Origin of the sequence: Pantoea sp. EKM103V, assembly GCF_011800365.1 — a bacterium.
Classification (GTDB): domain Bacteria; phylum Pseudomonadota; class Gammaproteobacteria; order Enterobacterales; family Enterobacteriaceae; genus Pantoea; species Pantoea anthophila.
Window position 1 is genome coordinate 58997 of the sequence record NZ_JAALFQ010000003.1, and the last position, 24201, is coordinate 83197.

Consider the following 24201-nt stretch of genomic DNA (forward strand, 5'->3'; position numbering starts at 1 on the left):
ACCAACATATGTACCAACAAAACAGCGTGGATTTTGAAATATGACGGTGTACGTTAGTGGGCTACGAAAAGAAGGTAAGCGTTTGAAATTGAAGAGTTGACTAGACTTTAAGATACTTAGGCGGGCTAACATATGGTGTCCCCTGCAGGAATCGAACCTGCAACTAGCCCTTAGGAGGGGCTCGTTATATCCATTTAACTAAGAGGACGTTGTTCGCGGAAGTTTTGAAGTTGTTCCGACGGTTCGCATCCTATCGTAAAACCTCAGTTTTTTACAAGCGTTATGCTCTATTTTGTTTCGCTAGGTTTCCCGCTATTCGCCTTTAACATCGCTTCGTTCACTTGCCAATGAGTACAGATTGAGTACAGAATGCTTTTAAAGATTGTGTACAGGGAATCACAGTGGCGCTGAGTGACACCAAATTAAGAAGCATCAATGGCAAAGCCTACAACGGACCAGCTGAACTAACCGATGGTGACGGCCTGAGCGTTCGCATCACTCCGGCTGGCACGATTACATTTCAGCATCGCTACCGCTGGAATGGAAAGCCTGTTCGTCTCACTGTCGGTCGCTACCCTTCAACATCATTGAAAGATGCCCGCATTGCCGTTGGTGAGATGCGTGGATTGTACACGAAGGGGGTCAACCCAAAAACCTATTTTGCCGGAAGTACTGGTGAGCTGACTCTGAAAGAGTGTCTCGATAACTGGTGGGAAAAATACGTTAAAGGCCTCAAACACAATACCCAGGTGCTGTACAAATCGGTTGTGTACAACACCATGTACAACGAGTTTGAGGATGTGCCCGTTGCTAACATCCCTGTATCAGCCTGGGTGCAGTTTTTTGATAAACAAGAAAAGCTGAACAAGAAGAAAGCCCGCGTTCTGTTGCTTCAACTCCGCTCCGTCATTCACTGGTGCATCAGCCGACAGCTGATACCCTCATGTGAAATCACAAAACTCAGTGTCAAAAATATTGGTAAGAAGCCTGATGTTGGTGATCGCGTTCTGACCTACAGCGAGCTGGCAAAAATCTGGCTGGCGCTTGAGAACAGCAAGATTGTTACATCCAACAGGCTACTGCATCAGATGCTGTTGCTTTGGGGTGCTCGTTTGTCTGAGCTTCGCCTGGCTAATGCTGCTGAATTTAACACCACAGATTGGATATGGACCACGCCATCTGAACATTCAAAGATGGGGAACATCATCAGGCGTCCTATCTTTGAACAAATGAAGCCTATGGTTGAGCGCCTTCTTAACAGTGGGAATAAGGTTTTGTTTCCGGGGCAGGAGCTTGATAAAGCCATCGACCGTTCTTCATCGAATCTGTATATGCGGAAGCTGAGGGAGACGATTGATATACCTGAATGGCGCACCCACGACTTCCGCCGTTCTTTAGTGACTAACTTATCAAGCGAAGGGATCATGCCCCATGTCACTGAGAAAATGCTGGGGCATGAACTTGGTGGTGTCATGGCTGTGTACAACAAACACGACTGGCTGGAAGATCAAAGAAAGGCCTATGAGCTGTACGCAGATAAAATATTTTGGCACGTTAAACAGCTCGGTTAATTCCTCCATCACAAATCCATTTCTCCACCGCTCTGCGGCTATACCGCGCCGGATGTGTTAGCACTGGCGCAGGAAAGCCATGTTGCTTACGCAGCCGCCAGAGTGCCGTTCTCGCCTTGCCAATTTCGGCCATAACTTCTTTTTCACTCATAAAGTCGTGGTGCATATTTTTTCTCCACACAAATCGCTGCAACGATTAATTTTTTTTGAAATTTATCTAAACTGTTCGTAAATATTTTTCAAATTTTCTATGTCTTTTAATTTTCTATTTGCTGTTGCTTTATTTAATATCGTTCTTCCTTGTAAGTTGTCGTCGAACTTAACTAATGAGTAATTTGAAAGATATTCATGCATTCCATTATCCACTAGAAGCGAAATAAAATTATGAGGTTCTAAGTTTTCTTCCTCTAAAAAGTTAAAGTAAAAAGGATTGTCACCTTCTATGAATCCCCATTTTGTTATGATCATTTTTTTTCTCTTCCCATCAATGATGTAATTGAAAAGGTGGCCAAAGGACTCTGTTATGACGACATCATCATACTTTACAATATCAACAGGCAGGTCACGATTGTTAATAAATGAACTAACGGTGCTTTCAGTTGTGCAATAAATAATACTCCCGTCAGTTAGGGTTAATTCAATTATGAGATGATCAAATATTGAAAAATCAAAAGGCGCCCCAGTTTCCATATGAGATATTCTAGATACTTTTGGAATTGTCAGTTTAATAGTTTCATAAGCCTTAAGCACTGTTGGGGAATCGCATTTCAAGAGGTTTATCTTATATTTTCCATTAACTTTCATGCCTACTTTTGCTATGGCTAATGTATTGTCTCTCTTGTTAGATAATACAATCTCAGGGATGTGGGTGGAATAAAGATTGCTGGTAGCGACAGAATATGAGGCGGCTACCTTTTTAGTGAGCTTCTGAATTGCAAAGTAAATAGTGAAACCACCTGCAATCAAAACTAATGGGTTGGCTTTAAATAGTGAAACAAGCCATAAGATATTATGTACAACATCTTTATTTAGCATTTACTGACATCTCTAAGATTAGGGATTTGATTTTTTGTGAACGAATTATGAGTTTAATATCGTTTGAATGCTAATCATATGTTTCTCTACCACTTACCTTATCTTAGCCCGAATAGCTCCCATACAGCCCGCTGGCAATCAGACGGGCGCGGCGTTTAGCTGCTTCACGGTTACGCTTCTTAGCTTCTTCAGAGCAGTCATTGCTGTGGTTGATCACCATCGGCTTAGCTTGCCCGCGAGCAACACGGCGCGGGTTTCTGGTCAGGGTGTAAGTTCGGTCGACGGAGCCACCACCTAAGCAGACCTGGTCAGACGCTTTTATCTGCAGCGTTTCACCGCCATGCTGCATGGTATTGAGGATTAAGCGGTTGAACTCACGCAGAGTCATGCCGAGACGCTCTGCCAGCTCACGGCCCGTAGCCGGGCCTTTTGATAACTGCCAGGCCAGCTTTTCGCTAAACCCGGCGTTAGGGCCATGACTACGGCGATACTGAGCAACCTTTTTCATGACACCACCTTCAGCGTTACAGTGCGTGAACGGAGCAAATCCATTTCCATCTGCGAAATGATATTGATCGCATGTGAGATACCCGGCTGCTGGTGGTTACCCAGCGTTGTTACAGCCCGGCGTGCTTCCCCAAGTGCTTCACCGCGTAGGGTGCGAATCCATTGATCACAAGCTGGAGTGGCAAGCGCCACGTTCAGATCATCAATCAGGGTTATATCAGCGTCTGCTGCCTGTAGTGCTGAAATGGTGTCAGGCAGCACGCTATTAATACGCAGCACCTCTGCAGCCATCAGGTTGGCGCGAACGGTAGCAACGTCGAGGCGTGATGACAGCTCAGTCACCATCTTTGCCATCTCAATGAGAGGTGTATCCATCCCAATGTTTTTAGCGAACTGGTGGCCTGCAGCGACGACTTCTTTATTTGATTTGAAATGATGCATGTCATCGCCCTCAGTGAATGGTAATGGTGCTGTTAAGGCGCTCAGCTTCGTTCTGCGCCTTGATGGGGTTATTCACTACTGAGCCATCAGGCATAATCCAGCCGTTGAGTATATGGCTGTAGGGAAGGGTGATAATGCCAACGGTAATATGGTCGTTAGGCTTTTCCATGAGATTCTCCACACACGATTTTGGGTTGCATGAATCCCTTGCCAGTGACGGCAATAAAAAGCTTTTGGGATTCATTTAAATTGGCTGGTGGGTTACTGCAATAACCCACAGCCCGATTACTCCACACACTTGAAAGGTTGCTGCGGTGCCGGGTGCCTCCCGGTGCTCTGGTCAGACTGACAAACACCAGAGCGGAAACTCTTAGACTGTGTGCAATCTTTGTCAGTCTTCCGCGCGCGCTGGCCGCATTCACCACAACGGTTGAGAACACTGCGTAACCTGGCACCGATCTGGCCGCATCGAGGTTTGGTCGAAGTTATCAGCCACTGTCGAATGCTGAGGGGCTTCTATGTGCGTTCCAACCAGTGTTCTCACCGTTGTGTGCTGACCTCCCAGCCAGCTTGGTTCGGGTAACACGCTAACGTGACTTACGAACTGGCAGACTTTTACGGTGCCGCCCCCGTTGTTGTAGTGGCGACCCTTTCATGTCGCAGTAACGCCGTTTCCCTCCAGTCCGCGTTCTGACTGTTACCCCTGCACAACGTGAAAGGTTGCCGGGCTTTAATCACCACAACGAAAAGGACACTTACTCCATGTCTCTAAAGCGTTCGAAAACACCCGCTTTGCAAATGCCCTTATCGTTGTGAAAAAGGGCGGTTAAACAAACATTCATGATTAACCGCCAACACAGCAATTCCGTACTCTTAAAACGCTGGTCCCCGAACCACGTTTTCAACATCACACTGCACACTCACCACACCTGCATCACCACAGCAGATCACATCGGCATCCGGGAAGAGACGTAGAAAGGTAATCAGGTCCCGGAGCGTTGTGTTCGACATGTTCTTGATCATCTTCATTCCCGCCTCTTGAGAGATTGCTTAATCCCAACACGTAAGAGGCGATTAACAGCTGAACCTCTTTGTTGGGTTTAATGTAGGGTATCCAACAATAGAATGTCAAGTGGGTTTGTAGGGAAGCCTACATTAAGGGCGAAAAAAAACCGGATTGGATATCCGGCTTAATTTTTAAGATGGGATCAAAACTCCATGATGACTTGCTTTACAACGCCGACAATCCGGCAGTTGCCATCACATTCAATCGTCTTGTAATTGGGATTCAGAGGGACTAAGTAACGGTGAGGGAAATCCTCAACAAACTTTTTAAGGGTAGCTTCTGAACCGCCATCAATATGAGCAACAACAATCTTTCCATTTATCGACGCCACATCATGAATTTCAGGTTCAACAATGACAATTGAATCTTCAGGAATGGTGGGCCTTCCGTGAGGATTAGTCATTGAATCACCACGAACACGGAGGGCAAATGCTTTATCCGATACTGATGCAGTGGTGTAAAGCCACATGATCGCTTCGTCGCGTGTTATTCCTGGGTCAGTAGCTGTCCAGGTTCCTGCTTGCACCCATGAGATCAATGGCACCTCTTTGGCGCTCACGTTAACAGGTACCAATAATGGGGTTGATGCCGAATCTCCTTTTCCACTAACCAACCAAGTCGGATCGCATTTAAGAGCGTCCGCTAATGCCTGCAAGTTAGCCCCGTTTGGCTGGTAATCATCCTTCTCCCAGCCTGTAACAGTCACACGATTGACACCGGCCTTTTCTGCCAGTGCTTGTTGCGTGAGATTCAGTTCTTTCCGCTTAAGGCGGATTCGTTCACCCATATTCATCATGTAGGTGATCCTACCAAAATCGTAGGTAAGAATCTTGACATTCATGTGTTGGATATCCTACATTACCTGTCACGCCAACCCATTAAAGGAATTACTCTCATGAGGAAGCAGGACGTTATCAAATTCTTTGGAGGGGTATGTAAGACCGCAGCAGTTTTAGGAATCAAACATCCGTCAGTTTCTGAGTGGCCGGAAGTAATTCCTGAAGGTCGTGCATACCAGATCGAAAAAATTACCAAAGGCAAACTGCGCTTCGATGCGTCGTTGTACCAAAAAGATACAGGTCAGACGGCCTGACTGTAACTACCGAAGGAAAAGAGAAATGGTAGACACAATTAACACAGCAATTCGACTGATGTGCAAAGCACATAAAGCGGGTCGTTTAGGTATGGCCGATGACTTAGGCATGACCATCGATCAGTTTCACAACCATATGTATCGCAAGTGTGGCAGTCGTTTCTTCACCCTGGATGAACTCATGAAGATGGAAGAGTTATCCGGCACGGCATGCCTGGCAGACTTTTTCGCAACACGTCACGGAAAGTTGCTGGTGGATGTCTCTGCAGTAAAAGAGGTGGATAAGGTCGATTTGTACGACATCGAGATGAAAGCGAGTGCAGCAGCTGGTGAGTTAGCGATCGCCAAGATCGCCGCCGCGTCTGACGGTGTTATTGACAGTAAAGAGCGCAAAACTCTTTCAGCATTGTTCCATAAAAAAATGCGTCACCAGATTCACGGCTTTCTCGGCTTCATGGCTCTCTATGGCGTCGGTGTTGTTGAGCACTCTGTGGATATGTTCGTGGCGAACGGCAGGAAAATCGATGCGCCAGGTGTTCAGATCGAAGCGCAGGATATTTGAAATGAAAAGTTTTTTAAGCACTAAAAAGGTGACGCCCAGGGATTGCAGCCCTGAGCGTCGGTCGCGACTAAATCAACGTGTGTGGAGAATCAATCGCATGTCCATTGTAAGCCAAAGCAAAGCAGTTCGGCAATTCCGTTGCCGTGTTATCGCTGGCGTCCCTGTCTATGAGCAAATCATACCTACCGCTGGTGGACTGAACAACTACCAGCCAATACCGCGCTTGGTAGTTGAGGCAGCGTGGAAGTCTTTCTACAGCTGCCCAGTGCAGTCAGGTGTGAACTGATGGAAAACGAGATCATTAAACCCTGGGTGGAGCGCTATAAGGACCCGCGCGGCATCGTTGTGGAAACAGTAGGTGTAGACGTAGTGAATCATCGCGTGATTTACATGCGCCCCAACTATCCGCATCCATGTATGCAGCCCCGCGTTCTGTTCAGTCAGAAGTTCAGGAAGGTGGCGTCATGAGTTTATTGCTGAAGGTTAAGCCTCTGGTCATTAGTCCGGCCCTTGCGCAGCGTATTGGGCTGAATGAAGCCATTGTGCTGCAACAGATTTGCTACTGGCTGGAGGATACCACTTCAGGTGTTGAACACGATGGCAAACGCTGGATTTACAACACCATTGAAGACTGGAATGAGCAGTTCCCTTGGTGGTCGTCAGATACCGTTAAACGCGCTCTGACTTCACTTAAGAAGAGTGGGTTGATCTACGTTGAACAGTTAAAAAAGACGCAGCACGACCGCACGAATTTTTATGCGATTAACCACGCAAACCCACTGTTGGCCGATGAGGGCAAATTGCCCTCATCGAAGGATGTAAGTTGCACTCATCGAAAAGGGCAAGCTGCACCAATCGATAAGGGCAGTTTAACCCCATCGATGGGGGCAAATTGCACTCGTCTTACAGAGAATACAACAGAGAATACTACAGAGATTACAACAACTCCTTCTTGTCAGGTTGCGACGCAACCCGACCATGCCCCTGATGCAAATCAGGCTGCTTTCAGCGTACTGGATCATCTTAACCGCGCAGCTGGTATGCGCTTTCAGAAATCAAAATCCTCACTGGCACCAATTCGCGGTCGCCTGGCTGAAGACTTCACTGCTGATGAGCTAATCCTCACTGTGGACTACTCAATCGCTAAGTGGGCTGAAGACCCAAAAATGTGTGAGTACGTCCGACCGGAAACAATTTTCCGGCCAGGCAAGTTCCCCGGCTATCTAAGTTCCGCGCAGAAGTGGGATAAAGCGGGGCGGCCTAAGTGCATCAACGGCAAGTGGCAGCGTGATGTGATGGCTGTTTCACAGGTAGACACATCAACGCCAGAAGGCTTTCGCGGCGCATAAGGGGAGAGAGTCATGGTTAATCACGAATCAAAAATTCTTGAACTGATTACTCGCAATGGTCCGCTGAAGGTCCGCGAACTCTGCAAGCTAACTGGTCTGCATGAGACCTCAGTGAAGCGCTTTATCAAACCGCTGTTCACCAAAGGGCAGCTAAAGCGGGCAAGCGACTGGAGTTACTCGATCAACACCGACCCATTGCCGGTTGAGAGCGAAAGATACAGCCACAAGGCGAAGCAGGCCGCCGAACTGGAGAGCAAAGGGTTCTGGCTGCGTGCCGCACAGGTCTGGCGCGAAGCGATGCTGGTGGCTCGATTTGATGCATCACGCAACCAAGCCAAAGAGAACTGCGACCGCTGCGCTGTGAAGGGCTCACTCAACTGTGGCAGCTATGGCGGGCTTGATACAGGCCGTATTGGTGAAAGCTTCCTGAGTGAGGTTCGCCAATGAAAGCACGCGTACTGCGCCACTACGAGCGCAATGAGATTTTCTATCAGGCCATCCGCACAGCAGTAGTGATGATTGCCGCACTGATTTTTGTCCTGACATGGGAGCTGACCACAGCATGAGTACTTTAGCGCGCATTTACGACGACAAGAAAAACAGCGACACCGACATCACCACCCGTAAAACCTACCTGCTGGGCGTTGATGAGCTGTATGTTGAAACTAATTACAACATCCGTGATATCGATCAGACCCATGTCGAGGAATTCCGGGACGCCTTTATCGCTGGTGAACACGTGCCTCCACTGGCTGTTAAGGTCACCGAGAAAGGCATTAAAATCATCGACGGCCATCACCGCTATTACGGTGCGAAGCTGGCTCAGGAAGAGGGCTACACCCTGCGTCTTGAGTGTAAGGACTTCGTGGGCAGTGAAGCTGACAGCGTTGCTTTCATGGTCACCAGTAGTCAGGGACGCGCCCTGTTGCCGCTGGAACGTGCAGCCGCCTATCAGCGCCTCGTTAACCAGGGATTAGAGCCAGCAGAGATTGCCGCAAAGGTTAAGCGTTCGATCACCGATGTAGAACAGCACCTCCAGCTGCTGACCGTTGGCGAACCGCTGATTGAGATGGTGAAGTCTGGCGAAGTGGCCGCGACAACCGCAGTAGCCCTGCAGCGTGAGCATGGCGTAAAAGCATCATCGGTAGCGCAGGAGCAAATGCAGAAGGCGAAAGCAGCTGGCAAGAAGAAGCTGACCCGTTCAGCAGCCATCGTATCGCCGGTAAAACTGCGCGAAAAAATCCGTGCAGATCACGCGGCGTGGTCACAGGAAACGTTTGGTGATGTAGGTCCAGTCGGCCCCCTGAAGCACCTGGCTAAAGAAGCGATGGAAGCAGCTGAAGCACCAGACGACCTGTCGGAATGGGCTGACCTTCAGTTTCTGCTGTGGGATGCAATGCGCCGCGCCGGTATTACCGAGGAAGAGCTTAACGCTGCGATGGAATTGAAGCTCAGCGTCAACAAGGCCCGTAAGTGGCCCGAACCTAAAGACGGTGAGCCGCGTGAGCATCTGAAGGCTGATATCGAAGAAGGTGCTCAGTCTGAAAAAGACTATAGCGATGACCTGCCACTGCTGAAGCACGAAATCCTTGAGCAAAGCGGTGTTGAAGCGTGGGCGTGCGTTATTGCCGCGTTCAAGATGAAAGCTGAGTACACCTACAGCGAATCAAAATGGGCGCACACCTGGGCGGCAGACTCTGTAGAGAACCCTACCTGTGTGACAGTGCCAGCAGAGACGATTGCCAGTGCCGTTCGTCTCATCAAGCAGCACCAGGATGATCTCGAACTGAAGTTGTGGGTCTCTGAGAAGTACGATGACCCCGAGCTGGCTATTGAGCAGCTGCAGCGATTCTCAGCGGTGATGATCGAAGTTCGCCAGGACAGGGCATGCACGGTTCAGGAGTTTATCGAGCTGGTGGAGCAGACCGACCGTGATTGCTGGTCAAACATCCGCATGCTGCGTCATGCAGTCCGTGAGGTGGTTGGTCAGATGACTATTCCGGGTTTAGGGGAGACTGCATGAAGTTAACTCTCCCGTTCCCGCCAAGCGTTAACACGTACTGGCCTAACACCAGAAAAGGAGTATTGATCAGCGCCCTTGGCGCTGTTTTCACTGCAGCTCAGTTGTAGCTAATGTTTCTAAACTTAAACTTAAACTATAACTTTTTAACTGATTACAGTGAACGCAATAATATACATTCCTCGAATTTCATATGACTATCATTCGTGATGACTTCACTAAAAGTATTAGGGACGCATTAAACCTTGCGCTAAAAGATGTAAAGTACTATTTTGTGATTTTATTACATCAAAAAAAGGCGTCAAAATGTTTACAATAGCTAAGACAAGTGATGCAATTTTCACCATTTATGGTAAAAAGAATGAAAAGTTAAGTTTTGAATATATGTATTCATTTTTAACTAGGAAAACAGCATATCTTACAAGGGAGATTGTGCGAACTGATGGCGGGGACAAGTCAAAAATAATCAATGTATATATTGAGTCGTTATCTTGGTTGATTGCCATAAGTCAAAAGCTTGAAATAGATCTTGAATTATCATTCTTCACCAAGTTTCCGACAATATGTCCTTATTGCACAAATTCTCCGTGCACTTGCTCACAAACTCATAGGAAGCCCGAGTTTACTTCAAATGCGAGAGCAATTAAAGAAGAACTGTTGCAAAAGAAAAATTCAATCTATCACTCTGGTTCACCAAAAATTTATGCTCCGACTATGATAAATAAGATTTATCCATCAAATAAAAATATTTATAATATATTCGGCGGTTTTTATCATTCATCGAGACTTTTCGAGGAGTTGGGTGAATTACATGAGGCTTATACGAAACTTCATGAAGATGAGTTTTACAACAAAAACAACATTAATGATGAGTTAGCAGACATTCTTGCTTGGATGTTGTCTTTATGGGGGATTGTTTTTAAGGATAAAGATTTGGGTGATGAAGTTGACAATTATTATATAAATGGCTGCCCTTCATGCAATAACAAAGCTTGTGTATGCAAAGATTACTCAGGGAAGATAATTACCACATCAGATAGAAACGAGGCTCTATCTAAAATAAAGACATTAATTCAAAATGAAATTAATGCTACTAGTAAAGAACCAAAGAACAATAATGTGCTGTTAAAATTAAAATCATCAATAGACAGCATTGATGATGCCATTGAATCAGGTAGTGATTCTGATGCCAGAAGGTCAGTTGCAGAAGTTGATAGTGCATTAGCTTTCATCTTCCAAAACACTCCGGAAAAAACGGAGAATCAAAGCGAGCTTTATGGCGAATTAGATAAATCAAGAAAGATAGTTTAATTTTAAAATTCTATGTCCGTCATTCATTACGAGTGGCGGGAATGAAAATATTAAGGAAGAAAATGGACATTTCAGGAATACCTCCCAGCATATACATCTTAACAGGCAGTTTATCCATAGCTTTAATATCATGTCTTTCTGCATATGTTTCAGCAGTGTATAATAAAGAAAATAAAATCTCTGAATTTAGACAGGAATGGGCTAATGAGTTGAGAGATGAATCATCTAAATTAATTTCAAAACTAAACCACCTTTCCTTAGTATCAGCTGCTTTCATGGGTGTAAATGATTCAAAGATTGCTTTTGCTGAAATTGTGGAAGACAAATATAAACACATGCTCATGATTGTGGAATTAAAGTCAGAAATTAAAGAGCTTTCTTCAAAAATAAGAATACGGCTTAACCCAAAGAAACTGAAAGACAAAAGTAGTATCGAAAGCATTGTAAGTATAAAAATGGTAGAGATAGATTCTTTAATAAACAACTTTGCTATGGATCATGAAAAAAATGGCAAGGCGAACATTGATGTTGAAATTCATAACTTGGAAAACAAGCTTCGGGAACTCATCAAAGATAACTGGGAAGTTGTGAAGTCAGGAGAATCTGCATATATTGTTGCAAAAAGAATGACATTTTGGGCATCTATAACCATGTTTGTTTTTATAATCGTGACTACTATTATCATTTCGATATCACTTTTTAAATCTCAAAAGTTAAACGGTGATGAAAATAGCAAGGGTTCGCAAAAAATTGAGGTGACAATTGAAAGTAAACCCTACTATTTAATGCGGCCTTACTAGGCATTGATATATGAAAAAGGCATTTTCATAATGCCTTTTTAAAATTAGAAATAAGTGTTTAGTATTAGCGCCTAGAACTCAGTGGTTATAAAGTGTGCTCTCCTGTTATTGACATGTAATTAGTTATTATAAAATCATGGCTCCTATGAGTAAAATCTATCTGACAAAGATTTTTTATCTTGCCAAATTGTTTAGTTAACTTTGATTAACAGCTTTTGTCAGTATCAGTGTTAAGCAGGTGGAACAAGGAAAAAGTGTTGTGAAAGTTACAGTGATATAAATCAAAATAGGGATTATAGTAAAAATAACAAAGTCATATTGCAGGTGACTTTGGAAAAGACTGGTCCCGTTCATTTGCAGATGATGGGGAGGGGCCGGTAAAAACAGTGTGTGGAGAGGTCAAAATGCTGAATCAATCAGCGGGTGCTATTGCGCCTGTAGTCAATCCTATTCAATCCCCAGTAGTGACCAGCCGTGAAATTTCTGATCTCATAGCTAAGCGTCATCCAGATGTTAAAAGAGATATTGAAGTCATGCTGCTTCAGCTTCAGGAAGATACGCGCAAATTTGCTCACATCTATTTTGACAGCATGAACCGCCAGCAGACTGAGTATCACCTCGACCGTGAGCATACCGAATGCCTCATTACCGGCTACAGTGCCATCATCCGCACGAAAGTAATTAAGCGATTGCATGAATTAGAGGAAAGCCAGCCAGTCAAAATCCCGCAGACCTTTGCAGAGGCACTCCGCCTGGCCGCCGAAATGGAAGAGGAAAAGGAGCGCCTCCAGTTGCAGCTGACTGAAGCCGCACCAAAGGTTGCTTTCTTGGATCGCTATGTCACGGCCACCAGTTCAATGACATTCCGCCAGTTAGCAAAGCTTCTTGAAGCCAAAGAGCCTGAATTACGCCTGTTCCTGATTGAGAATCGGGTTATGTACCGGCTGAATGGAGCCATGACGCCCTATAGCCAGCACATCGAGGCGGGTCGGTTTGAAGTGAGAACTGGAACCACTTCCGAATCAAATTATATGTTCAGTCAGTCCCGATTCACCGCGAAGGGCGTTCAGTGGATTGGCGGGCTATGGACGGCGCATAAAGCTGCAGGCGGTGCTGAGTGAGAGCACTGCTTACACCTGAAATAGCGCCACGCACAGGCATTGTGCTGTTCAAGCCGGGACCGGAACTGCTGAAGCTGTTCAAATCTCGCGTTGTGATCAGCACACCGACCTTGGATATGGCGGACCTGCCATCAGGGCGCCTGAATGACGGCACCCAGCCGCTACTTGATGAACCCTCACTGATTCCCTTCTTCAGCCACGAACGCGTTATAGCTGCCGCTGGTGGGCCTAATGCGCTGGCATCCTTCGTCCAGTCGTTTGGCTGTTGCCAGTGGGATCAGTTGGGAGTGTGGCATCACCATGAATTCACAGTGTCAGAAATCGAAAACGGCCTGGTGTCTCTTTGCTATAGCCACGATAATGAGTTCAGGGAAAACAGCGTACCTGGTAGCCTGGAGAATATCGCGAAAGGTAACACCGCACTCTGGATAATCAGGGCTGCATGCAGTCAGCTGACGCTTAATGGTGACCACCAGCTGACCCTGCCTGAACTGTGCTGGTGGGCAACCCTGAATGATGTGATTGACCTGATACCAGAGGCACCGGCCCGACGCGTTCTGCGCATGCCGAAAGAAAGCATCCAGAGCGGCGAACTGAAAGAGGCTCGCATTGTTCCGGTGAGACCGGCGCGGGAGGTAATTCAGGATGCAGCGCAGATCGTCAAAAAGATAATCAGCCTCCATGCTGACCCGGAATCACCAGAATCATTCATGAAGCGCCCCAAGCGTAAGCGCTGGGAGAGTGAGAAGTACACGCGGTGGGTGAAGACACAGAAGTGTGCATGCTGTGGCGTACAGGCCGATGATCCGCATCACATCATCGGACACGGTCAGGGAGGGATGGCAACGAAGGCGCATGATTTATTCGTGATACCGCTATGCAGAGCGCATCACGATGAACTGCACCGGGATATGAAAGCGTTTGAAGCAAAATACGGTAGTCAGGTTGATCTGCTGTTCAGGTTCCTCGATTTCGCGATTGCAGTCGGCGTTATCGGGACAGACAAAAAATAAAGTGTGTGGAGAGGATTAAATATGCGTGACATGTCACAGGTATTAGAGCGCTGGGCGGGCTGGGCTAAATCGGATAGCAGCGGTGTTGATTACTCATCAATTGCGGCGGGCTTCAAAGGTCTATTGGCGCAGGATTCAAAATTAACGCTCACCTGCAGCGACAATGACGGGTTAATTATTGAGGGCTGTCTTGCACGGCTTAAAGAAAAGCGACCGGATGAGCATGCGATCATCGTACTTCATTACTTTTTTAATATCTCAAAGCGCACCCTGGCAAAGCAGGCCAAGCGCGACGAGAAGATAGTGAGAATTGAAACCCAGATGGCTGAGGGGTTTATTGAGGGCTGTCTGGCGATGCTTGATGTGCGGCTGGATATGGATGCCGAACTGACGCCGAAAAAAATATTGAAAAAACCTCTCACGCGGTCCGCATTTTCCTTAGTAATCTGATAAGGTCGATTACCAAGCAGTGCAGCTTATCTGCTAAAAGTCAGTTCCAAATGTGCATGTCAAAGCGCCTCAGGCCTCACCAGCCTGGAGGCGTTTTTTATTTGAAATATTCCCCAAGAGGGATAGACAATCACTTATCCCTGAGGGGGATTGAATAATTAACTCTGCTGCCGACGGGCAGGGCACTTACCGTTTTTGCGTCAGAGTCCTTTTTCAAATTAACCCTTCCTTCTGGTAAACAAAAATGTTGACTAGGTAAGCATAAGTGTTTACTATAGCTTCATGTTCAACAGACAGGAGGAGTAGTGAAGCAAAGCGAGTTCAGGCGGTGGCTTGAATCTCAGGGAGTCGAAGTTTCAAACGGTACTAACCATCTGAAGCTGAGATACAACGGGAAGCGAAGTGTAATGCCGAGGCATCCCGGCGCTGAGTTAAAAGAACCACTGCGAAAGGCCATAATGAAGCAGTTAGGCCTGAAATAATTAACCAGCCCTCCGGGGCTGGTTCTCGCAAAGTTTCACTAACACGATATGCGATACCCGATTAATCTCGAGCTGTGCGACGGCGGATATGTGGTTTCGTTCCCGGATATACCGGAGGCGCTTACTCAGGGCGATACGCGTGAGGAGGCGTTAGCGATGGGGCTGGATGCGCTGGTTACTTCATTTGATTTCTACTTTGAAGATAACCAGCCCGTTCCAGCACCTGGCCCGGTAACCGGTGATTTCGTAGAGGTTCCGGCGAGTGTGTCGGCGAAGGTGCTACTGCTTAATGCTTTCCTTGCTTCCGGCTTAACTCAGGTTGAGCTGGCTTCACGCATGGGAGTTAAAAAGCAGGAGGTAACGCGCATCTTCGATCTGCATCACTCGACCAAAATAGATACTGTTCAGAAGGCGCTCTCAGCGCTGGGCAAGCGACTTGAATTAGTCACTGCCTGACAGACATCAAATAATAAATTCAAAGGCTCACTTCGGTGGGCCTTTTTCGTTTTTGCGCACGCCAATCAGTCTCCACACACATTTTTGACGCCGTGGCGTTGCGCAATCTTCTTCTGACTACCGACAGCACCTGCCAATTATCGGAGGTGAGGATGAAACGCATGCCGGACAAAGACGTTGGGTTCTGGGCAAGCCTGATTGCCTGGCTTTACGCCCACAAAAACGAAACCGGCTATGCGGGTCTTGCCGGAGTCATGGCGATTCTGAGAGCCACATACGTTGGTAAAGACGCATGGTCACGCCGCCTGCTTGATGCTGCGATGTGCAGCGTCTTCGCCTTCTTCCTGCAGCCAAGTCTTCAGGTAATCGGTTCGGTGTTCAACTGGCACTTCAGTGAAGACATTACGCGGGTTGCTGCGGTCTTCCTTGGCTTCCTCGGTGTGGACTACGTGTCTACGAAGATACGCCGCCAGATAGATAAGCGATTGGGAGACAGTAATGCTGACAGCCAGTAGTTTTCAGCTCGCGACCGGCGTGAGCAATGCGCTGCGTGATGCCTGGTATCCGCATTTAGCGGCAAGCCTTTCAGCCTTCCAGATAAGCACGCCATTACGGCAGGCCCACTTTCTGGCACAGGCGGGGCATGAGTCAGCCGGGTTCCTGAAGGTTGAAGAGGGGCTAAATTACAGTGAGAACGCGCTGACCGCAATGTTTGGCAAGCGCATCACTGCAGAGCAGGCCCGCGCTTATGGGCGCAACGCTATGCATCCAGCAAATCAGAAGATGATCGCCAGCATCATTTACGCAAACCGTAACGGGAATGGTGATGTTGCTTCAGGTGATGGTTACCGCTACCGCGGTCGGGGTCTGATTCAGATTACCGGGAAGGCGAACTATGCAGCACTGGAGAAGCAGTTGGGCGCTGATGTAGTGGCTAATCCTGACTTATTGCTGGGCTATCGCTTTGCTGCGATGTCTGCGGCGGCATGGTGGAAGAATCACGGATTAAACGAGCTGGCTGATTCTGATGATGTTACCCGCATCACCAGAATCATTAACGGTGGCACCAATGGTCTGGACGACCGGAAATCCCGCTTATCAAAATCTAAGGGGATTCTATGTTCAACGTAATCGGCTTTATCCGAAACAATTCAGGCCTGGTCATCATTGGCCTTATCTGTGTGGCGCTGTGGGGGCTTAACGCCAGTAACTCACAGCTGAAAGCGACAAACGACAGGCTTGAGAAGCTGGCAAACAGTAAAGACGAGCAGATTAATGACCTGCGCTCCAAAAACGATGGACTGGCATCAAGCGTCACTGAGCTGGTAACAGCAGTTAAGCAGCAAAACGATGTGATGAGTCAGGTCACAGAGCAGCGTGCCGTAACAGCCCAGCAGAACCGGAAACTACAGAATGAAATTAAGCGTTACCTTGCGGCGGACAAGTGTGCTGTTGCTCCTGTTCCCCCTGATGCTGCTGACCGGTTGCGGGACGCAGCAAAAGCCGCTGGTGGAGTACCGGACAATAAAACAGCCACAGCTAAACCTTCCGGCTGAGCTGACAAGCCAGATTGATGTGCCAGCGCCGCCCGATCCAATGACGTTCGGTGACAGCGTGAGCCTCAACGCTGAGTTATATGGCGCTCTGGGGCAGTGCAATATTGACCGCGCAGCAATCCGGCGCATCGAATCATCCAGAGCCAAGCAATAGCGGTACATCGACATGATGAGATTCAAAGAACTGGCGAAAGGTTTTGCAATGTCATCTTTTATCGTCTTTATCCTCATGATGATCGCTGAAGGTTTTAAGTAAGCATCACAAGGCGCATTTGCGAGTGCGCCTGATGATGAATACGTGTCATAGTTACTGGCCTACCAAAAGGGAGCTCCTATGACAAAAGAAAAATGTGTTGATTACCTCGTCCTTGGTGGAGAACGTCACGGCGAGGTGTGGTCTGGTCTATATATTGGTCAGATGTTACAACTGGCAAAAAAACATCAACCTTTGGCTAAGTTCTATTCACGCGATCAGGAAGCTGAAATAACAGTACCTCTAAACGACGTTTATTTTGTCACTGAATACGACTACCAAGGGGCGAAATATTTGGTTGCTTCAACAGAGCCAATATCTGGATTCAATGTAGATAATGAGATTCAGAAATTGCTACCAAATGGCCTGACCGCAATTAGTTAAAACGACCTCCTTCGGGAGGTTTTTTATTGGAGTGAATATGTCACATCAAACCGAACAGCAACGTAAGCGACAGCGCGAGGAAGAAGAACGCCGTCACCAAAGCAACACCGGTTCAAGCAGCGGTCTGATGAATCCACTTAATCCTATCAGCCCGATTTATATTGGTAGCGACTACAGCAGCTCAAGCAGTTCTGATTCATGCAGCAGCTATGATTCTGGCAGTTCTTCAGATAGTGGCGGTGGTTGCGGCAGCGATTAACACAGGCCGCCTATCGGGGCGGTTTTAGGTTGTTCAGAAAACTGAGCTTACTGAGTTCACTTTTCAGCATAAACACAACGAATCATCGGCTGGTGGATTCACCATTGCCGAGGGTTATACGCATCCACCCAGCAGGAAGCTCTGATGTCCGAACCTCGCATCTACAACAGCCGCTGGGACAAAGCCAGGCTGTCATTCCTGAAGTCTCACCCTCTCTGCGCAATGTGCCACCGACAGGGCAGAGCAGTTGCGGCTGCAGTCGTTGACCACATCAAGCCACACCGGCTGAAGGAGGCCATCAACTGCGGCAAACAGGACGAGATAGCGAAGGCTCAAAAGCTTTTCTGGGACAAGGCCAACTGGCAGCCACTCTGCAAGCAACATCACGACTCTACCAAGCAGCGTGAAGAGAAGCGTGGTCACGTCATTGGATGCGACGAGAATGGCCTGCCACTAGACCCGTCATCACATTGGCACAAGTGAGAATGAATATCATTTCAAAGCGAGAGTGAGAGGGGTATGGTCAGGTGAGAACGATTATCATCATCACCGGGGAGGGTGGGATCAGAGTTCAGGGGTTAACGACCTCCTGACCGCCCGCCCCCCTTTTTATGCACAACCGCGAAATGAAAAGTTTTTTTCTGGGAGGTTTTTATGGCCGGAAGACGACCAAAACCTACCCATCTGAAAGTTGTTACAGGAAATCCCGGTAAGCGTGCGCTCAACAAAAAAGAGCCAAAACCCGCACGGGAAATTCCCAGCCCTCCATCACATCTGACCGACTGGGGTAAAACAGCCTGGGGAAAACTAACCGTTCTTCTGGACGGGATGGGTGTACTCACGGTTGCGGATACATTTGCGCTCGAACGGCTCTGCGATCTTTATGCAGAAATTCTGCAATTGCGCCAGATAGTCGATATCGAAGGGCGCACCTATACGACTAAAACCCAGATGGGTGATTTTCTTATTAAGGCAAATCCGGCTGTCGCCATGCTGGCGGATGTTGATCGCCGGTTTAAAAGTTATCTGGTGGAGTTCGGCCTTACACCGGCTGCCCGGTCAAAGGTAAATGCTGATGGTGGAGAAAAAGAAGAAGACCCGCTCAACCAGTTCTTCGGTTGATCCGGCAACGCAGTATGCAATGGACGTTACCAGCGGTGCGGTTATTGCCGGACCCGACATCCGTGCGGCATGCGCCCGCCACCTTCGCGATCTGGAAGAGGGGCCGAAGCGTGGTCTGTTCTGGGATGTTGGAGCAGTCACGCGCGTTGTTAACTTCTTTGCTCAGGTTCTGAAGCTCAACGGCGGTGAACATGAGGGGAAACCTTTCATCCTACTGCCGTGGCAGTGTTTCATTGTTGGCTCCCTGTTCGGGTGGAAAGCGGAAGACGGCACGCGCCGCTTTCGCATGAGCTACATCGAGTCCGGTAAAGGTTCAGGCAAATCGCCACTGGCGGGAGGCGTTGGCCTTTACCTGCTGATGGCAGATAAAGAGCCCCGCGCCGAAGTTTACGCGGCGGCAACGAAAAAAGACCAGGCGATGATCCTGTTCCGTGATGCGGTAACGATGGTCGATCAGTCGCCCGCGCTGGCGCAGCGCATAACCAAATCCGGTACCGGGCTGAACGTGTGGAACCTCGCATTTCTGCAGACAGGCTCTTTCTTCAAGCCGATCAGCTCCGATGATGGTCAGTCAGGCCCGCGCCCGCACGGCGCACTGATTGACGAAGTGCATGAACACAAAACAAACGCTGTTGTTGAGATGATGCGTGCCGGTACAAAGGGCCGCCGTCAGGCGCTGATGTTCTTGATCACCAACAGCGGCCACGATAAAACCAGCGTCTGCTACGAGTACCATGAGTACGGGCGCAAGGTTGCCGCCGGAGACCTGGAGGATGACAGCTTTTTCAGCTTCATCTGTTCGCTGGATGAGGGCGACGACCCGTTTAAGGATGAATCCTGCTGGGGCAAGGCTAACCCGTCGCTGGGACAGACCTTCACCGATAAATATCTGCGGGAGCAGGTAACGCAGGCGCGGGGCATGCCGTCAAAAGAGAGCATCGTCCGCCGCCTGAACTTCTGCCAGTGGGTGGAAGCGTCCGATCCGTGGATTGACAGCGACACCTGGATGAACTGCGAACAGGATTTTGACCCGGAGGATTTAGCGGGGGAAGAGTGCTATGGCGGACTGGACCTGTCCGGCTCCCGCGACCTGACGGCGCTTGCGCTGTACTTTCCGAAATCCAAAAAGCTTTTAGTTGAGTTCTGGACGCCGAAAGATTCCCTGCTGGAGCGTGCCAAAACTGACCACGTTCCGTATGACGCCTGGCTGCGTAATGGCTTTATTCACGCGCCGCCGGGAAAGGCGGTCAACTATGGTTTTGTGGCGGTGCGCATCGGTGAGCTGGCGGCCAGATTTGATATTAAGTGCATCGCGTTTGACCAGTACCGCATCAAGTATCTGGAGCCCGAGCTGGAAAGCGAGTCCGTGAGCGTTGACCTTGTTCCGCACGGGCAGGGCTTTTACAAGGCGCAGGAGTCCGGGTTGTGGATGCCGCGATCAATTGAGCTTTTTGAAGAGCACCTGAATAACCGGGTACTCGCTATCCGGCCTAATCCCTGCCTGCGCTGGAATGCCGCCTGTGCGGTGCTTGAGGCTGACCAGAAGGACAACCGCATATTTGCCAAAAAGAAAAGCACCGGCCGCATCGATGGCGTGGTGGCTTCGGCTATGGCAATCGGTGCAGCAGAGGATGCGGTGCTGGTAGAAAGCGGCGATCCTGATGACTTTTTTGATGACCCGATCATGGTAGGTATCTGATGAAGGAAAAAAAACAGCCGGGTCGCATCAAGAGCGCGATTGTGAACTGGCTCGGTGAGTCGATTGGGCTTAATGACGCTGCGTTCTGGCAGGAGTGGTACGGCACTAGCAGCAGCGGCAAGGTCGTGACAGCAGAAAAGGCACTGGCGCTGGCCTCTGTCTGGGCCTGCGTACGCCTGCTGAGCGAGTCAGTTTCAACCCTGCCGATGAAGGTTTATGAACGTGCCGCTGATGGCTCGCGCAAGCTGGCGCTTAATCATCCGGCCTATCAGCTGCTGTGCCGCCGCCCGAACAGCGAAATGACGCCGTCGCGCTTCATGCTGATGGTCGTTGCCAGTATCTGTCTGCGGGGTAATGCCTACGTTGAGAAAAAGATGATCGGCACCAAGCTGGTCTCACTGGTTCCGCTTCTCCCTCAGAGCATGAAGGTGGAGCGGCTGGACAGCGGCGAACTTCAGTACACCTACACAGAGAAGGGCGTTCCGCGCATCATTCCGGTTAAAAATATGATGCACATCCGGGGGTTTGGTCTGGATGGTGTATGCGGAATGATGCCGATGCGCACCGGGCGAGACGTGTTTGGCGCAGCGATGGCGGTCGAAGAGTCAGCCGCAAAAATTTTTGAAAACGGTATTCAGACGTCAGGTTTCTTTCTGTCAAAGAACCTGCTGACCAAAGAGCAGCGCCAGAAAAACCGCGAAAACCTCAACCGGTTCGTTGGTTCAAAAAACGCGGGCAAGGTGATGGTGCTTGAGGGAGACATGTCCTATCAGGGTATCACCCTTAACCCTGAAGATGCTCAGATGCTGGAGTCACGATCATTCAGTATTGAGGAAATCTGCCGCTGGTTCCGCGTGCCGCCGTTTATGGTCGGTCACGTTGATAAGCAGAGTAGCTGGGCGTCGAGCGTTGAAGGCATGAACCTGCTGTTCCTGACGAATACGCTGCGCCCGATGCTGGTGAACATTGAGCAGGAGATTTCACGCTGCCTGCTGAACGGTGATGAAGACCTGTTTGCTGAGTTCTCCGTTGAAGGCCTGCTTCGTGCCGACAGCGCCGGACGCTCCGCTTATTACACCACCGCGCTGCAGAATGGCTGGATGTCCCGTAATGACGTGCGCCGTCTGGAAAATCTGCCGCCGATTGAAGGTGGTGATATCTATACCGTGCAGCTGAACCTGACACCGCTTGAAGACTTACGCAAAAACAGCACCGCCGCAAGGGCCACGCTGTTGCGCGAAGTCCACAACGCCGTTTTCCCTGACATTCCTTTCGAACAATCACCGCTTAAAGTGGCGGCTTAGGAGCAACCCCAATGACAGTAAAAAGTCTTCCGGCAGCGCCGGAGGGGCGGCCTTTTGCGCGCGAAAATCGCGATCTGCCGTCTTCTGCAATGGATCGCTGGAACGGCAGCATCAAGGCCGCAAAGAGTGATGACAACAGCATTTCCGTGTTCGACGTCATTGGCGCTGACTGGTACGGCGACAGCGTTACCGCCAGCCGGATTGCTGCCGCGCTCCGTTCAATCGGCGGTGCTGACGTTACCGTGAATATCAATTCGCCAGGCGGCGATATGTTTGAAGGCCTGGCGATTTATAACCTGCTGCGTGAGTACGAAGGGAAAGTCACCGTCAAGGTGCTGGGCCTCGCTGCTTCTGCTGCGTCGATTATCGCAATGGCCGGTGATGAGGTGCAGATCGGTCGCGGTGCCTTCCTGATGATCCATAACTGCTGGGTGTACGCGATGGGCAACCGTCATGACCTGCAGCAGATTGCGGCGGACATGGTGCCTTTTGATAAGGCGATGAACGATATCTATGGCGCACGGACCGGTCTGGATGCGGCCACCATCGACGCGATGATGAATGCCGAAACCTATATCGGCGGCAGCGATGCGGTTGAAAAAGGTTTTGCAGATCGCCTGCTGGCGGCAGACGAGATTGCTGATGGCGACGACAGTCCTGCAGCTGCGCTGCGCAAGCTGGACGCGATGCTGGCAAAAACCGATGCACCGCGCTCCGAGCGTCGAAAACTGCTTAAAGCGTTAACCGGCGGCAAGCCAGGCGCTGCTGCCACCCCTGAAGGTATGCCGGGCGCTACCGACGAAATCAACCCCGAAAATATTGCTCAACTTAAAAACGCGCTGGCCGCGTTCGGCTAATAAGGATTCATCATGTCAGATGTAAATGAGTTACTGAAAAAGGTATCTGCAAAGCTGGAGGAAGTGTCCGGCACTTTCAGTCAGAAGGCTGAAGACGCGCTCAAAGAAGCGAAAAACTCCGGCCAGCTGTCTGCTCAGACCAAAGAAGCAGTAGATAAAATCGCCACTGAATTTAACGCGCTGACTGAGGCAAACAAGTCCCTGAAAGCATCGCTGGGTGATCTGGAACAGCACGTTGCGCAGATGCCGCTGGCGAATGCGAAAAACGTTATCGAAACGGTGGGCGGTCAGGTTATTTCCTCCGAAGCGCTGAAAGCGTTTTCAGCCAGCATCGAAGGTAATAAGCGCCTGAGCATTCCGGTTAAGGCGGCACTGCTGTCGGTCAATGTACCCGGCCAGATTGTTGCGCCTGACCGTCTGCCTGGCATCGATCAGCAGCCGAAACAGCGCCTCTTTATCCGCGACCTGATTGCACCGGGGCGCACTGAATCCAACACCATCTACTGGGTTCAGCAGACCGGCTTCACCAACAATGCGGCGACCGTTGCTGAGAACACCAAAAAGCCGTACAGCGATATCACCTTTGCGGAAAAAATCACGCCGGTCCGCACCATTGCGCACCTGTTCAAAGCCGCCAAGCAGATTTTGGATGATATGCCGCAGCTTCAGTCGACGATTGACGCCGAACTGCGCTACGGCCTGAAGTACGTTGAAGAGCAGGAAATTCTGTTCGGTGACGGCACCGGCACGCACCTTAACGGTATCGTTCCGCAGGCATCGAAATACGCGGCTCCATTCAGCGTGGCAAATCAGAGCGGTATTGATGATCTGCGACTGGCTATGCTGCAGGCGCAGCTGGCCCGCTTCCCGGCATCCGGCCATGTTCTGCACTTCATCGACTGGGCGAAGATTGAGCTGACTAAAGATTCGCTGGGCCGTTACATTCTGGCGAACCCGGCAGCGCTGACTGGTCCGACCCTGTGGGGGCTGCCAGTCGTCGCGACTGAAGCAGCTGCATTCCAGGGTAAATTCCTGACCGGCGCATTCAATGCCGGTGCGCAGATTTTCGACCGCGAAGATGCCAACGTGGTTATCTCGACCGAAAACGCCGACGACTTTGAGAAAAACATGATCTCAATCCGTTGTGAAGAGCGTCTGGCGCTGGCCGTTAAGCGTCCTGAAGCTTTCGTTTACGGTTCCTTTACCGCACCTGCTGCAGCTGCGTAACAGTAACGGCGGCCTACGGGCCGCTTTTCCGGGAGTTACATATGAAACTGCTTTTGATTAAACCGAATTATTTCGGCGGCACTGTCGTTTCTGAAGGCAACACCATCGAGACCGACGAGCAGCATGGTCGCGAGTTGATTAAAAAAGGCTATGCAGAACTGGTTGCAGACGGTACTGCTGCTTTGCCAGAGCCAGAGCCAGAGCCAGAGCCAGAGCCAGAGCCAGAGCCAGAGCCAGAGCCAGAGCCAGAGCCAGAGCCAGAG

34 protein-coding genes and 1 tRNA gene are annotated in these 24201 nt (G+C 49.3%); 27 read left to right on the top strand and 8 right to left on the bottom strand.

Features of this window, described 5'->3' with window-relative positions; all coding sequences use genetic code 11:
• Nucleotides 1–133: 133 nt before the first annotated feature.
• Nucleotides 134–208, bottom strand: a tRNA-Arg gene (locus HFD97_RS09230).
• A gap of 193 nt (nt 209–401) precedes the next feature.
• On the opposite strand from HFD97_RS09230, the gene HFD97_RS09235 reads away from it, so the two are divergent.
• On the top strand, nt 402–1571 hold the full coding sequence (locus HFD97_RS09235; RefSeq protein ID WP_167431335.1) for a site-specific integrase: 1170 nt from the start codon (nt 402–404) through the stop codon (nt 1569–1571).
• Here the strand turns inward: HFD97_RS09235 and HFD97_RS22350 are convergent.
• From HFD97_RS22350 to HFD97_RS09265, 7 genes are all read right to left on the bottom strand, one after another.
• Entirely contained in the window at nt 1555–1722 is a 168-nt protein-coding gene (locus HFD97_RS22350) for a helix-turn-helix transcriptional regulator (protein ID WP_369700123.1), read from the bottom strand. The two genes, HFD97_RS09235 and HFD97_RS22350, sit on opposite strands and share 17 nt — an antisense overlap.
• A gap of 62 nt (nt 1723–1784) precedes the next feature.
• Nucleotides 1785–2606 (bottom strand): hypothetical protein, encoded by an 822-nt coding sequence (locus HFD97_RS09240; protein ID WP_167431336.1) that lies wholly within the window; start codon nt 2604–2606, stop codon nt 1785–1787.
• 103 nt (nt 2607–2709) lie between these two features.
• Complete coding sequence (locus HFD97_RS09245; protein ID WP_167431337.1) at nt 2710–3114, bottom strand: hypothetical protein; 405 nt, start codon at nt 3112–3114, stop codon at nt 2710–2712.
• Nucleotides 3111–3554, bottom strand: coding sequence for a hypothetical protein (locus tag HFD97_RS09250; RefSeq protein ID WP_167431338.1), 444 nt, complete (start codon nt 3552–3554; stop codon nt 3111–3113). Before HFD97_RS09250 ends, HFD97_RS09245 begins: the two co-directional genes overlap by 4 nt.
• A 10-nt stretch (nt 3555–3564) precedes the next feature.
• Nucleotides 3565–3723 (bottom strand): DUF1317 family protein, encoded by a 159-nt coding sequence (locus HFD97_RS09255; RefSeq protein WP_167431339.1) that lies wholly within the window; start codon nt 3721–3723, stop codon nt 3565–3567.
• A 704-nt stretch (nt 3724–4427) separates the two neighbouring features.
• Nucleotides 4428–4565 (bottom strand): hypothetical protein, encoded by a 138-nt coding sequence (locus HFD97_RS09260; protein ID WP_167431239.1) that lies wholly within the window; start codon nt 4563–4565, stop codon nt 4428–4430.
• A 197-nt stretch (nt 4566–4762) separates the two neighbouring features.
• Nucleotides 4763–5461, bottom strand: a complete 699-nt coding sequence (locus tag HFD97_RS09265) for a LexA family transcriptional regulator (RefSeq protein ID WP_244319737.1) — start codon at nt 5459–5461, stop codon at nt 4763–4765.
• A 54-nt stretch (nt 5462–5515) separates the two neighbouring features.
• Here HFD97_RS09265 and HFD97_RS09270 point away from each other — a divergent pair, with 54 nt between their 5' ends.
• From HFD97_RS09270 to HFD97_RS22170, 26 genes are all read left to right on the top strand, one after another.
• The gene (locus tag HFD97_RS09270) at nt 5516–5713 is read left to right on the top strand and encodes a Cro/CI family transcriptional regulator (RefSeq protein ID WP_008925100.1); all 198 of its coding nucleotides are present in this window, start codon (nt 5516–5518) and stop codon (nt 5711–5713) included.
• A gap of 25 nt (nt 5714–5738) precedes the next feature.
• Nucleotides 5739–6275 (top strand): YmfL family putative regulatory protein, encoded by a 537-nt coding sequence (locus HFD97_RS09275; protein WP_167431340.1) that lies wholly within the window; start codon nt 5739–5741, stop codon nt 6273–6275.
• A 285-nt stretch (nt 6276–6560) separates the two neighbouring features.
• Nucleotides 6561–6743 (top strand): DUF4222 domain-containing protein, encoded by a 183-nt coding sequence (locus HFD97_RS09280; protein WP_167431341.1) that lies wholly within the window; start codon nt 6561–6563, stop codon nt 6741–6743.
• Nucleotides 6740–7624 (top strand): conserved phage C-terminal domain-containing protein, encoded by an 885-nt coding sequence (locus HFD97_RS09285; RefSeq protein ID WP_167431342.1) that lies wholly within the window; start codon nt 6740–6742, stop codon nt 7622–7624. The genes HFD97_RS09280 and HFD97_RS09285 overlap by 4 nt, the downstream gene beginning before the upstream one ends.
• Before the next feature lie 12 nt (nt 7625–7636).
• Nucleotides 7637–8071, top strand: coding sequence for a PerC family transcriptional regulator (locus HFD97_RS09290; protein ID WP_167431343.1), 435 nt, complete (start codon nt 7637–7639; stop codon nt 8069–8071).
• On the top strand, nt 8068–8190 hold the full coding sequence (locus HFD97_RS22355; RefSeq protein ID WP_255461646.1) for a hypothetical protein: 123 nt from the start codon (nt 8068–8070) through the stop codon (nt 8188–8190). Before HFD97_RS09290 ends, HFD97_RS22355 begins: the two co-directional genes overlap by 4 nt.
• Complete coding sequence (locus HFD97_RS09295) at nt 8187–9647, top strand: dATP/dGTP pyrophosphohydrolase domain-containing protein (protein ID WP_167431344.1); 1461 nt, start codon at nt 8187–8189, stop codon at nt 9645–9647. The genes HFD97_RS22355 and HFD97_RS09295 overlap by 4 nt, the downstream gene beginning before the upstream one ends.
• A 303-nt stretch (nt 9648–9950) precedes the next feature.
• The gene (locus tag HFD97_RS09300) at nt 9951–10955 is read left to right on the top strand and encodes a hypothetical protein (RefSeq protein WP_167431345.1); all 1005 of its coding nucleotides are present in this window, start codon (nt 9951–9953) and stop codon (nt 10953–10955) included.
• Nucleotides 10956–11017: 62 nt separating this feature from the next.
• Entirely contained in the window at nt 11018–11755 is a 738-nt protein-coding gene (locus tag HFD97_RS09305; protein WP_167431346.1) for a hypothetical protein, read from the top strand.
• A gap of 404 nt (nt 11756–12159) precedes the next feature.
• Entirely contained in the window at nt 12160–12876 is a 717-nt protein-coding gene (locus HFD97_RS09310; protein ID WP_167431347.1) for a phage antirepressor KilAC domain-containing protein, read from the top strand.
• Nucleotides 12873–13889, top strand: a complete 1017-nt coding sequence (locus tag HFD97_RS09315; RefSeq protein WP_167431348.1) for a DUF968 domain-containing protein — start codon at nt 12873–12875, stop codon at nt 13887–13889. The genes HFD97_RS09310 and HFD97_RS09315 overlap by 4 nt, the downstream gene beginning before the upstream one ends.
• A gap of 21 nt (nt 13890–13910) precedes the next feature.
• Nucleotides 13911–14339 carry an antiterminator Q family protein gene (locus tag HFD97_RS09320; protein ID WP_167431349.1) on the top strand — a complete coding sequence of 143 codons (429 nt, stop codon included), beginning with the start codon at nt 13911–13913 and terminating at the stop codon, nt 14337–14339.
• 305 nt (nt 14340–14644) lie between these two features.
• A complete protein-coding gene (locus HFD97_RS09325; protein WP_052271421.1) occupies nt 14645–14821 on the top strand; it encodes a type II toxin-antitoxin system HicA family toxin in 177 nt (58 codons plus the stop codon).
• A gap of 48 nt (nt 14822–14869) precedes the next feature.
• Nucleotides 14870–15277, top strand: a complete 408-nt coding sequence (locus HFD97_RS09330; protein WP_167431350.1) for a type II toxin-antitoxin system HicB family antitoxin — start codon at nt 14870–14872, stop codon at nt 15275–15277.
• 152 nt (nt 15278–15429) lie between these two features.
• Complete coding sequence (locus HFD97_RS09335; protein ID WP_082668175.1) at nt 15430–15792, top strand: phage holin, lambda family; 363 nt, start codon at nt 15430–15432, stop codon at nt 15790–15792.
• Nucleotides 15776–16408: a glycoside hydrolase family 19 protein gene (locus HFD97_RS09340; RefSeq protein WP_167431351.1), complete on the top strand. Its 633-nt coding sequence runs from the start codon at nt 15776–15778 to the stop codon at nt 16406–16408. Before HFD97_RS09335 ends, HFD97_RS09340 begins: the two co-directional genes overlap by 17 nt.
• The gene (locus tag HFD97_RS09345) at nt 16396–16833 is read left to right on the top strand and encodes an Rz lytic protein (protein ID WP_167431352.1); all 438 of its coding nucleotides are present in this window, start codon (nt 16396–16398) and stop codon (nt 16831–16833) included. Before HFD97_RS09340 ends, HFD97_RS09345 begins: the two co-directional genes overlap by 13 nt.
• Before the next feature lie 334 nt (nt 16834–17167).
• The gene (locus tag HFD97_RS09350) at nt 17168–17470 is read left to right on the top strand and encodes a hypothetical protein (protein ID WP_167431353.1); all 303 of its coding nucleotides are present in this window, start codon (nt 17168–17170) and stop codon (nt 17468–17470) included.
• A gap of 37 nt (nt 17471–17507) precedes the next feature.
• On the top strand, nt 17508–17729 hold the full coding sequence (locus tag HFD97_RS09355) for a hypothetical protein (protein ID WP_167431240.1): 222 nt from the start codon (nt 17508–17510) through the stop codon (nt 17727–17729).
• A gap of 144 nt (nt 17730–17873) precedes the next feature.
• Nucleotides 17874–18212 carry an HNH endonuclease signature motif containing protein gene (locus tag HFD97_RS09360; protein ID WP_185155346.1) on the top strand — a complete coding sequence of 113 codons (339 nt, stop codon included), beginning with the start codon at nt 17874–17876 and terminating at the stop codon, nt 18210–18212.
• A gap of 171 nt (nt 18213–18383) precedes the next feature.
• Nucleotides 18384–18851 carry a phage terminase small subunit P27 family gene (locus HFD97_RS09365; RefSeq protein WP_100702685.1) on the top strand — a complete coding sequence of 156 codons (468 nt, stop codon included), beginning with the start codon at nt 18384–18386 and terminating at the stop codon, nt 18849–18851.
• Complete coding sequence (locus tag HFD97_RS09370; protein WP_167431354.1) at nt 18805–20550, top strand: terminase large subunit; 1746 nt, start codon at nt 18805–18807, stop codon at nt 20548–20550. Before HFD97_RS09365 ends, HFD97_RS09370 begins: the two co-directional genes overlap by 47 nt.
• Complete coding sequence (locus HFD97_RS09375; protein ID WP_167431355.1) at nt 20550–21854, top strand: phage portal protein; 1305 nt, start codon at nt 20550–20552, stop codon at nt 21852–21854. The genes HFD97_RS09370 and HFD97_RS09375 overlap by 1 nt, the downstream gene beginning before the upstream one ends.
• 11 nt (nt 21855–21865) lie before the next feature.
• On the top strand, nt 21866–22711 hold the full coding sequence (locus HFD97_RS09380) for a head maturation protease, ClpP-related (RefSeq protein ID WP_167431356.1): 846 nt from the start codon (nt 21866–21868) through the stop codon (nt 22709–22711).
• Between the two features lie 12 nt (nt 22712–22723).
• Complete coding sequence (locus tag HFD97_RS09385; RefSeq protein ID WP_167431357.1) at nt 22724–23938, top strand: phage major capsid protein; 1215 nt, start codon at nt 22724–22726, stop codon at nt 23936–23938.
• A gap of 41 nt (nt 23939–23979) precedes the next feature.
• Nucleotides 23980–24201: hypothetical protein (locus HFD97_RS22170; protein WP_167431241.1), on the top strand; the 222-nt coding region annotated here is incomplete at its 3' end.

What these genes read in the sequence shown, in the direction of transcription:
- HFD97_RS09355 (WP_167431240.1), top strand. Translation starts at nt 17,508, where the DNA reads ATGTCACATCAAACCGAACAGCAACGTAAGCGACAGCGCGAGGAAGAA.
- HFD97_RS09345 (WP_167431352.1), top strand. Translation starts at nt 16,396, where the DNA reads ATGTTCAACGTAATCGGCTTTATCCGAAACAATTCAGGCCTGGTCATC.
- HFD97_RS09365 (WP_100702685.1), top strand. Translation starts at nt 18,384, where the DNA reads ATGGCCGGAAGACGACCAAAACCTACCCATCTGAAAGTTGTTACAGGA.
- HFD97_RS09255 (WP_167431339.1), bottom strand. Translation starts at nt 3,723, where the DNA reads ATGGAAAAGCCTAACGACCATATTACCGTTGGCATTATCACCCTTCCC.
- HFD97_RS09375 (WP_167431355.1), top strand. Translation starts at nt 20,550, where the DNA reads ATGAAGGAAAAAAAACAGCCGGGTCGCATCAAGAGCGCGATTGTGAAC.
- HFD97_RS09300 (WP_167431345.1), top strand. Translation starts at nt 9,951, where the DNA reads ATGTTTACAATAGCTAAGACAAGTGATGCAATTTTCACCATTTATGGT.
- HFD97_RS09380 (WP_167431356.1), top strand. Translation starts at nt 21,866, where the DNA reads ATGACAGTAAAAAGTCTTCCGGCAGCGCCGGAGGGGCGGCCTTTTGCG.
- HFD97_RS09370 (WP_167431354.1), top strand. Translation starts at nt 18,805, where the DNA reads ATGGTGGAGAAAAAGAAGAAGACCCGCTCAACCAGTTCTTCGGTTGAT.
- HFD97_RS09350 (WP_167431353.1), top strand. Translation starts at nt 17,168, where the DNA reads ATGACAAAAGAAAAATGTGTTGATTACCTCGTCCTTGGTGGAGAACGT.
- HFD97_RS09285 (WP_167431342.1), top strand. Translation starts at nt 6,740, where the DNA reads ATGAGTTTATTGCTGAAGGTTAAGCCTCTGGTCATTAGTCCGGCCCTT.
- HFD97_RS09385 (WP_167431357.1), top strand. Translation starts at nt 22,724, where the DNA reads ATGTCAGATGTAAATGAGTTACTGAAAAAGGTATCTGCAAAGCTGGAG.
- HFD97_RS09310 (WP_167431347.1), top strand. Translation starts at nt 12,160, where the DNA reads ATGCTGAATCAATCAGCGGGTGCTATTGCGCCTGTAGTCAATCCTATT.
- HFD97_RS22355 (WP_255461646.1), top strand. Translation starts at nt 8,068, where the DNA reads ATGAAAGCACGCGTACTGCGCCACTACGAGCGCAATGAGATTTTCTAT.
- HFD97_RS09245 (WP_167431337.1), bottom strand. Translation starts at nt 3,114, where the DNA reads ATGAAAAAGGTTGCTCAGTATCGCCGTAGTCATGGCCCTAACGCCGGG.
- HFD97_RS09275 (WP_167431340.1), top strand. Translation starts at nt 5,739, where the DNA reads ATGGTAGACACAATTAACACAGCAATTCGACTGATGTGCAAAGCACAT.
- HFD97_RS09250 (WP_167431338.1), bottom strand. Translation starts at nt 3,554, where the DNA reads ATGCATCATTTCAAATCAAATAAAGAAGTCGTCGCTGCAGGCCACCAG.
- HFD97_RS09265 (WP_244319737.1), bottom strand. Translation starts at nt 5,461, where the DNA reads ATGAATGTCAAGATTCTTACCTACGATTTTGGTAGGATCACCTACATG.
- HFD97_RS09335 (WP_082668175.1), top strand. Translation starts at nt 15,430, where the DNA reads ATGAAACGCATGCCGGACAAAGACGTTGGGTTCTGGGCAAGCCTGATT.
- HFD97_RS09290 (WP_167431343.1), top strand. Translation starts at nt 7,637, where the DNA reads ATGGTTAATCACGAATCAAAAATTCTTGAACTGATTACTCGCAATGGT.
- HFD97_RS09305 (WP_167431346.1), top strand. Translation starts at nt 11,018, where the DNA reads ATGGACATTTCAGGAATACCTCCCAGCATATACATCTTAACAGGCAGT.
- HFD97_RS09340 (WP_167431351.1), top strand. Translation starts at nt 15,776, where the DNA reads ATGCTGACAGCCAGTAGTTTTCAGCTCGCGACCGGCGTGAGCAATGCG.
- HFD97_RS09360 (WP_185155346.1), top strand. Translation starts at nt 17,874, where the DNA reads ATGTCCGAACCTCGCATCTACAACAGCCGCTGGGACAAAGCCAGGCTG.
- HFD97_RS22350 (WP_369700123.1), bottom strand. Translation starts at nt 1,722, where the DNA reads ATGAGTGAAAAAGAAGTTATGGCCGAAATTGGCAAGGCGAGAACGGCA.
- HFD97_RS09330 (WP_167431350.1), top strand. Translation starts at nt 14,870, where the DNA reads ATGCGATACCCGATTAATCTCGAGCTGTGCGACGGCGGATATGTGGTT.
- HFD97_RS09320 (WP_167431349.1), top strand. Translation starts at nt 13,911, where the DNA reads ATGCGTGACATGTCACAGGTATTAGAGCGCTGGGCGGGCTGGGCTAAA.
- HFD97_RS09295 (WP_167431344.1), top strand. Translation starts at nt 8,187, where the DNA reads ATGAGTACTTTAGCGCGCATTTACGACGACAAGAAAAACAGCGACACC.
- HFD97_RS09280 (WP_167431341.1), top strand. Translation starts at nt 6,561, where the DNA reads ATGGAAAACGAGATCATTAAACCCTGGGTGGAGCGCTATAAGGACCCG.
- HFD97_RS09260 (WP_167431239.1), bottom strand. Translation starts at nt 4,565, where the DNA reads ATGTCGAACACAACGCTCCGGGACCTGATTACCTTTCTACGTCTCTTC.
- HFD97_RS09240 (WP_167431336.1), bottom strand. Translation starts at nt 2,606, where the DNA reads ATGCTAAATAAAGATGTTGTACATAATATCTTATGGCTTGTTTCACTA.
- HFD97_RS09270 (WP_008925100.1), top strand. Translation starts at nt 5,516, where the DNA reads ATGAGGAAGCAGGACGTTATCAAATTCTTTGGAGGGGTATGTAAGACC.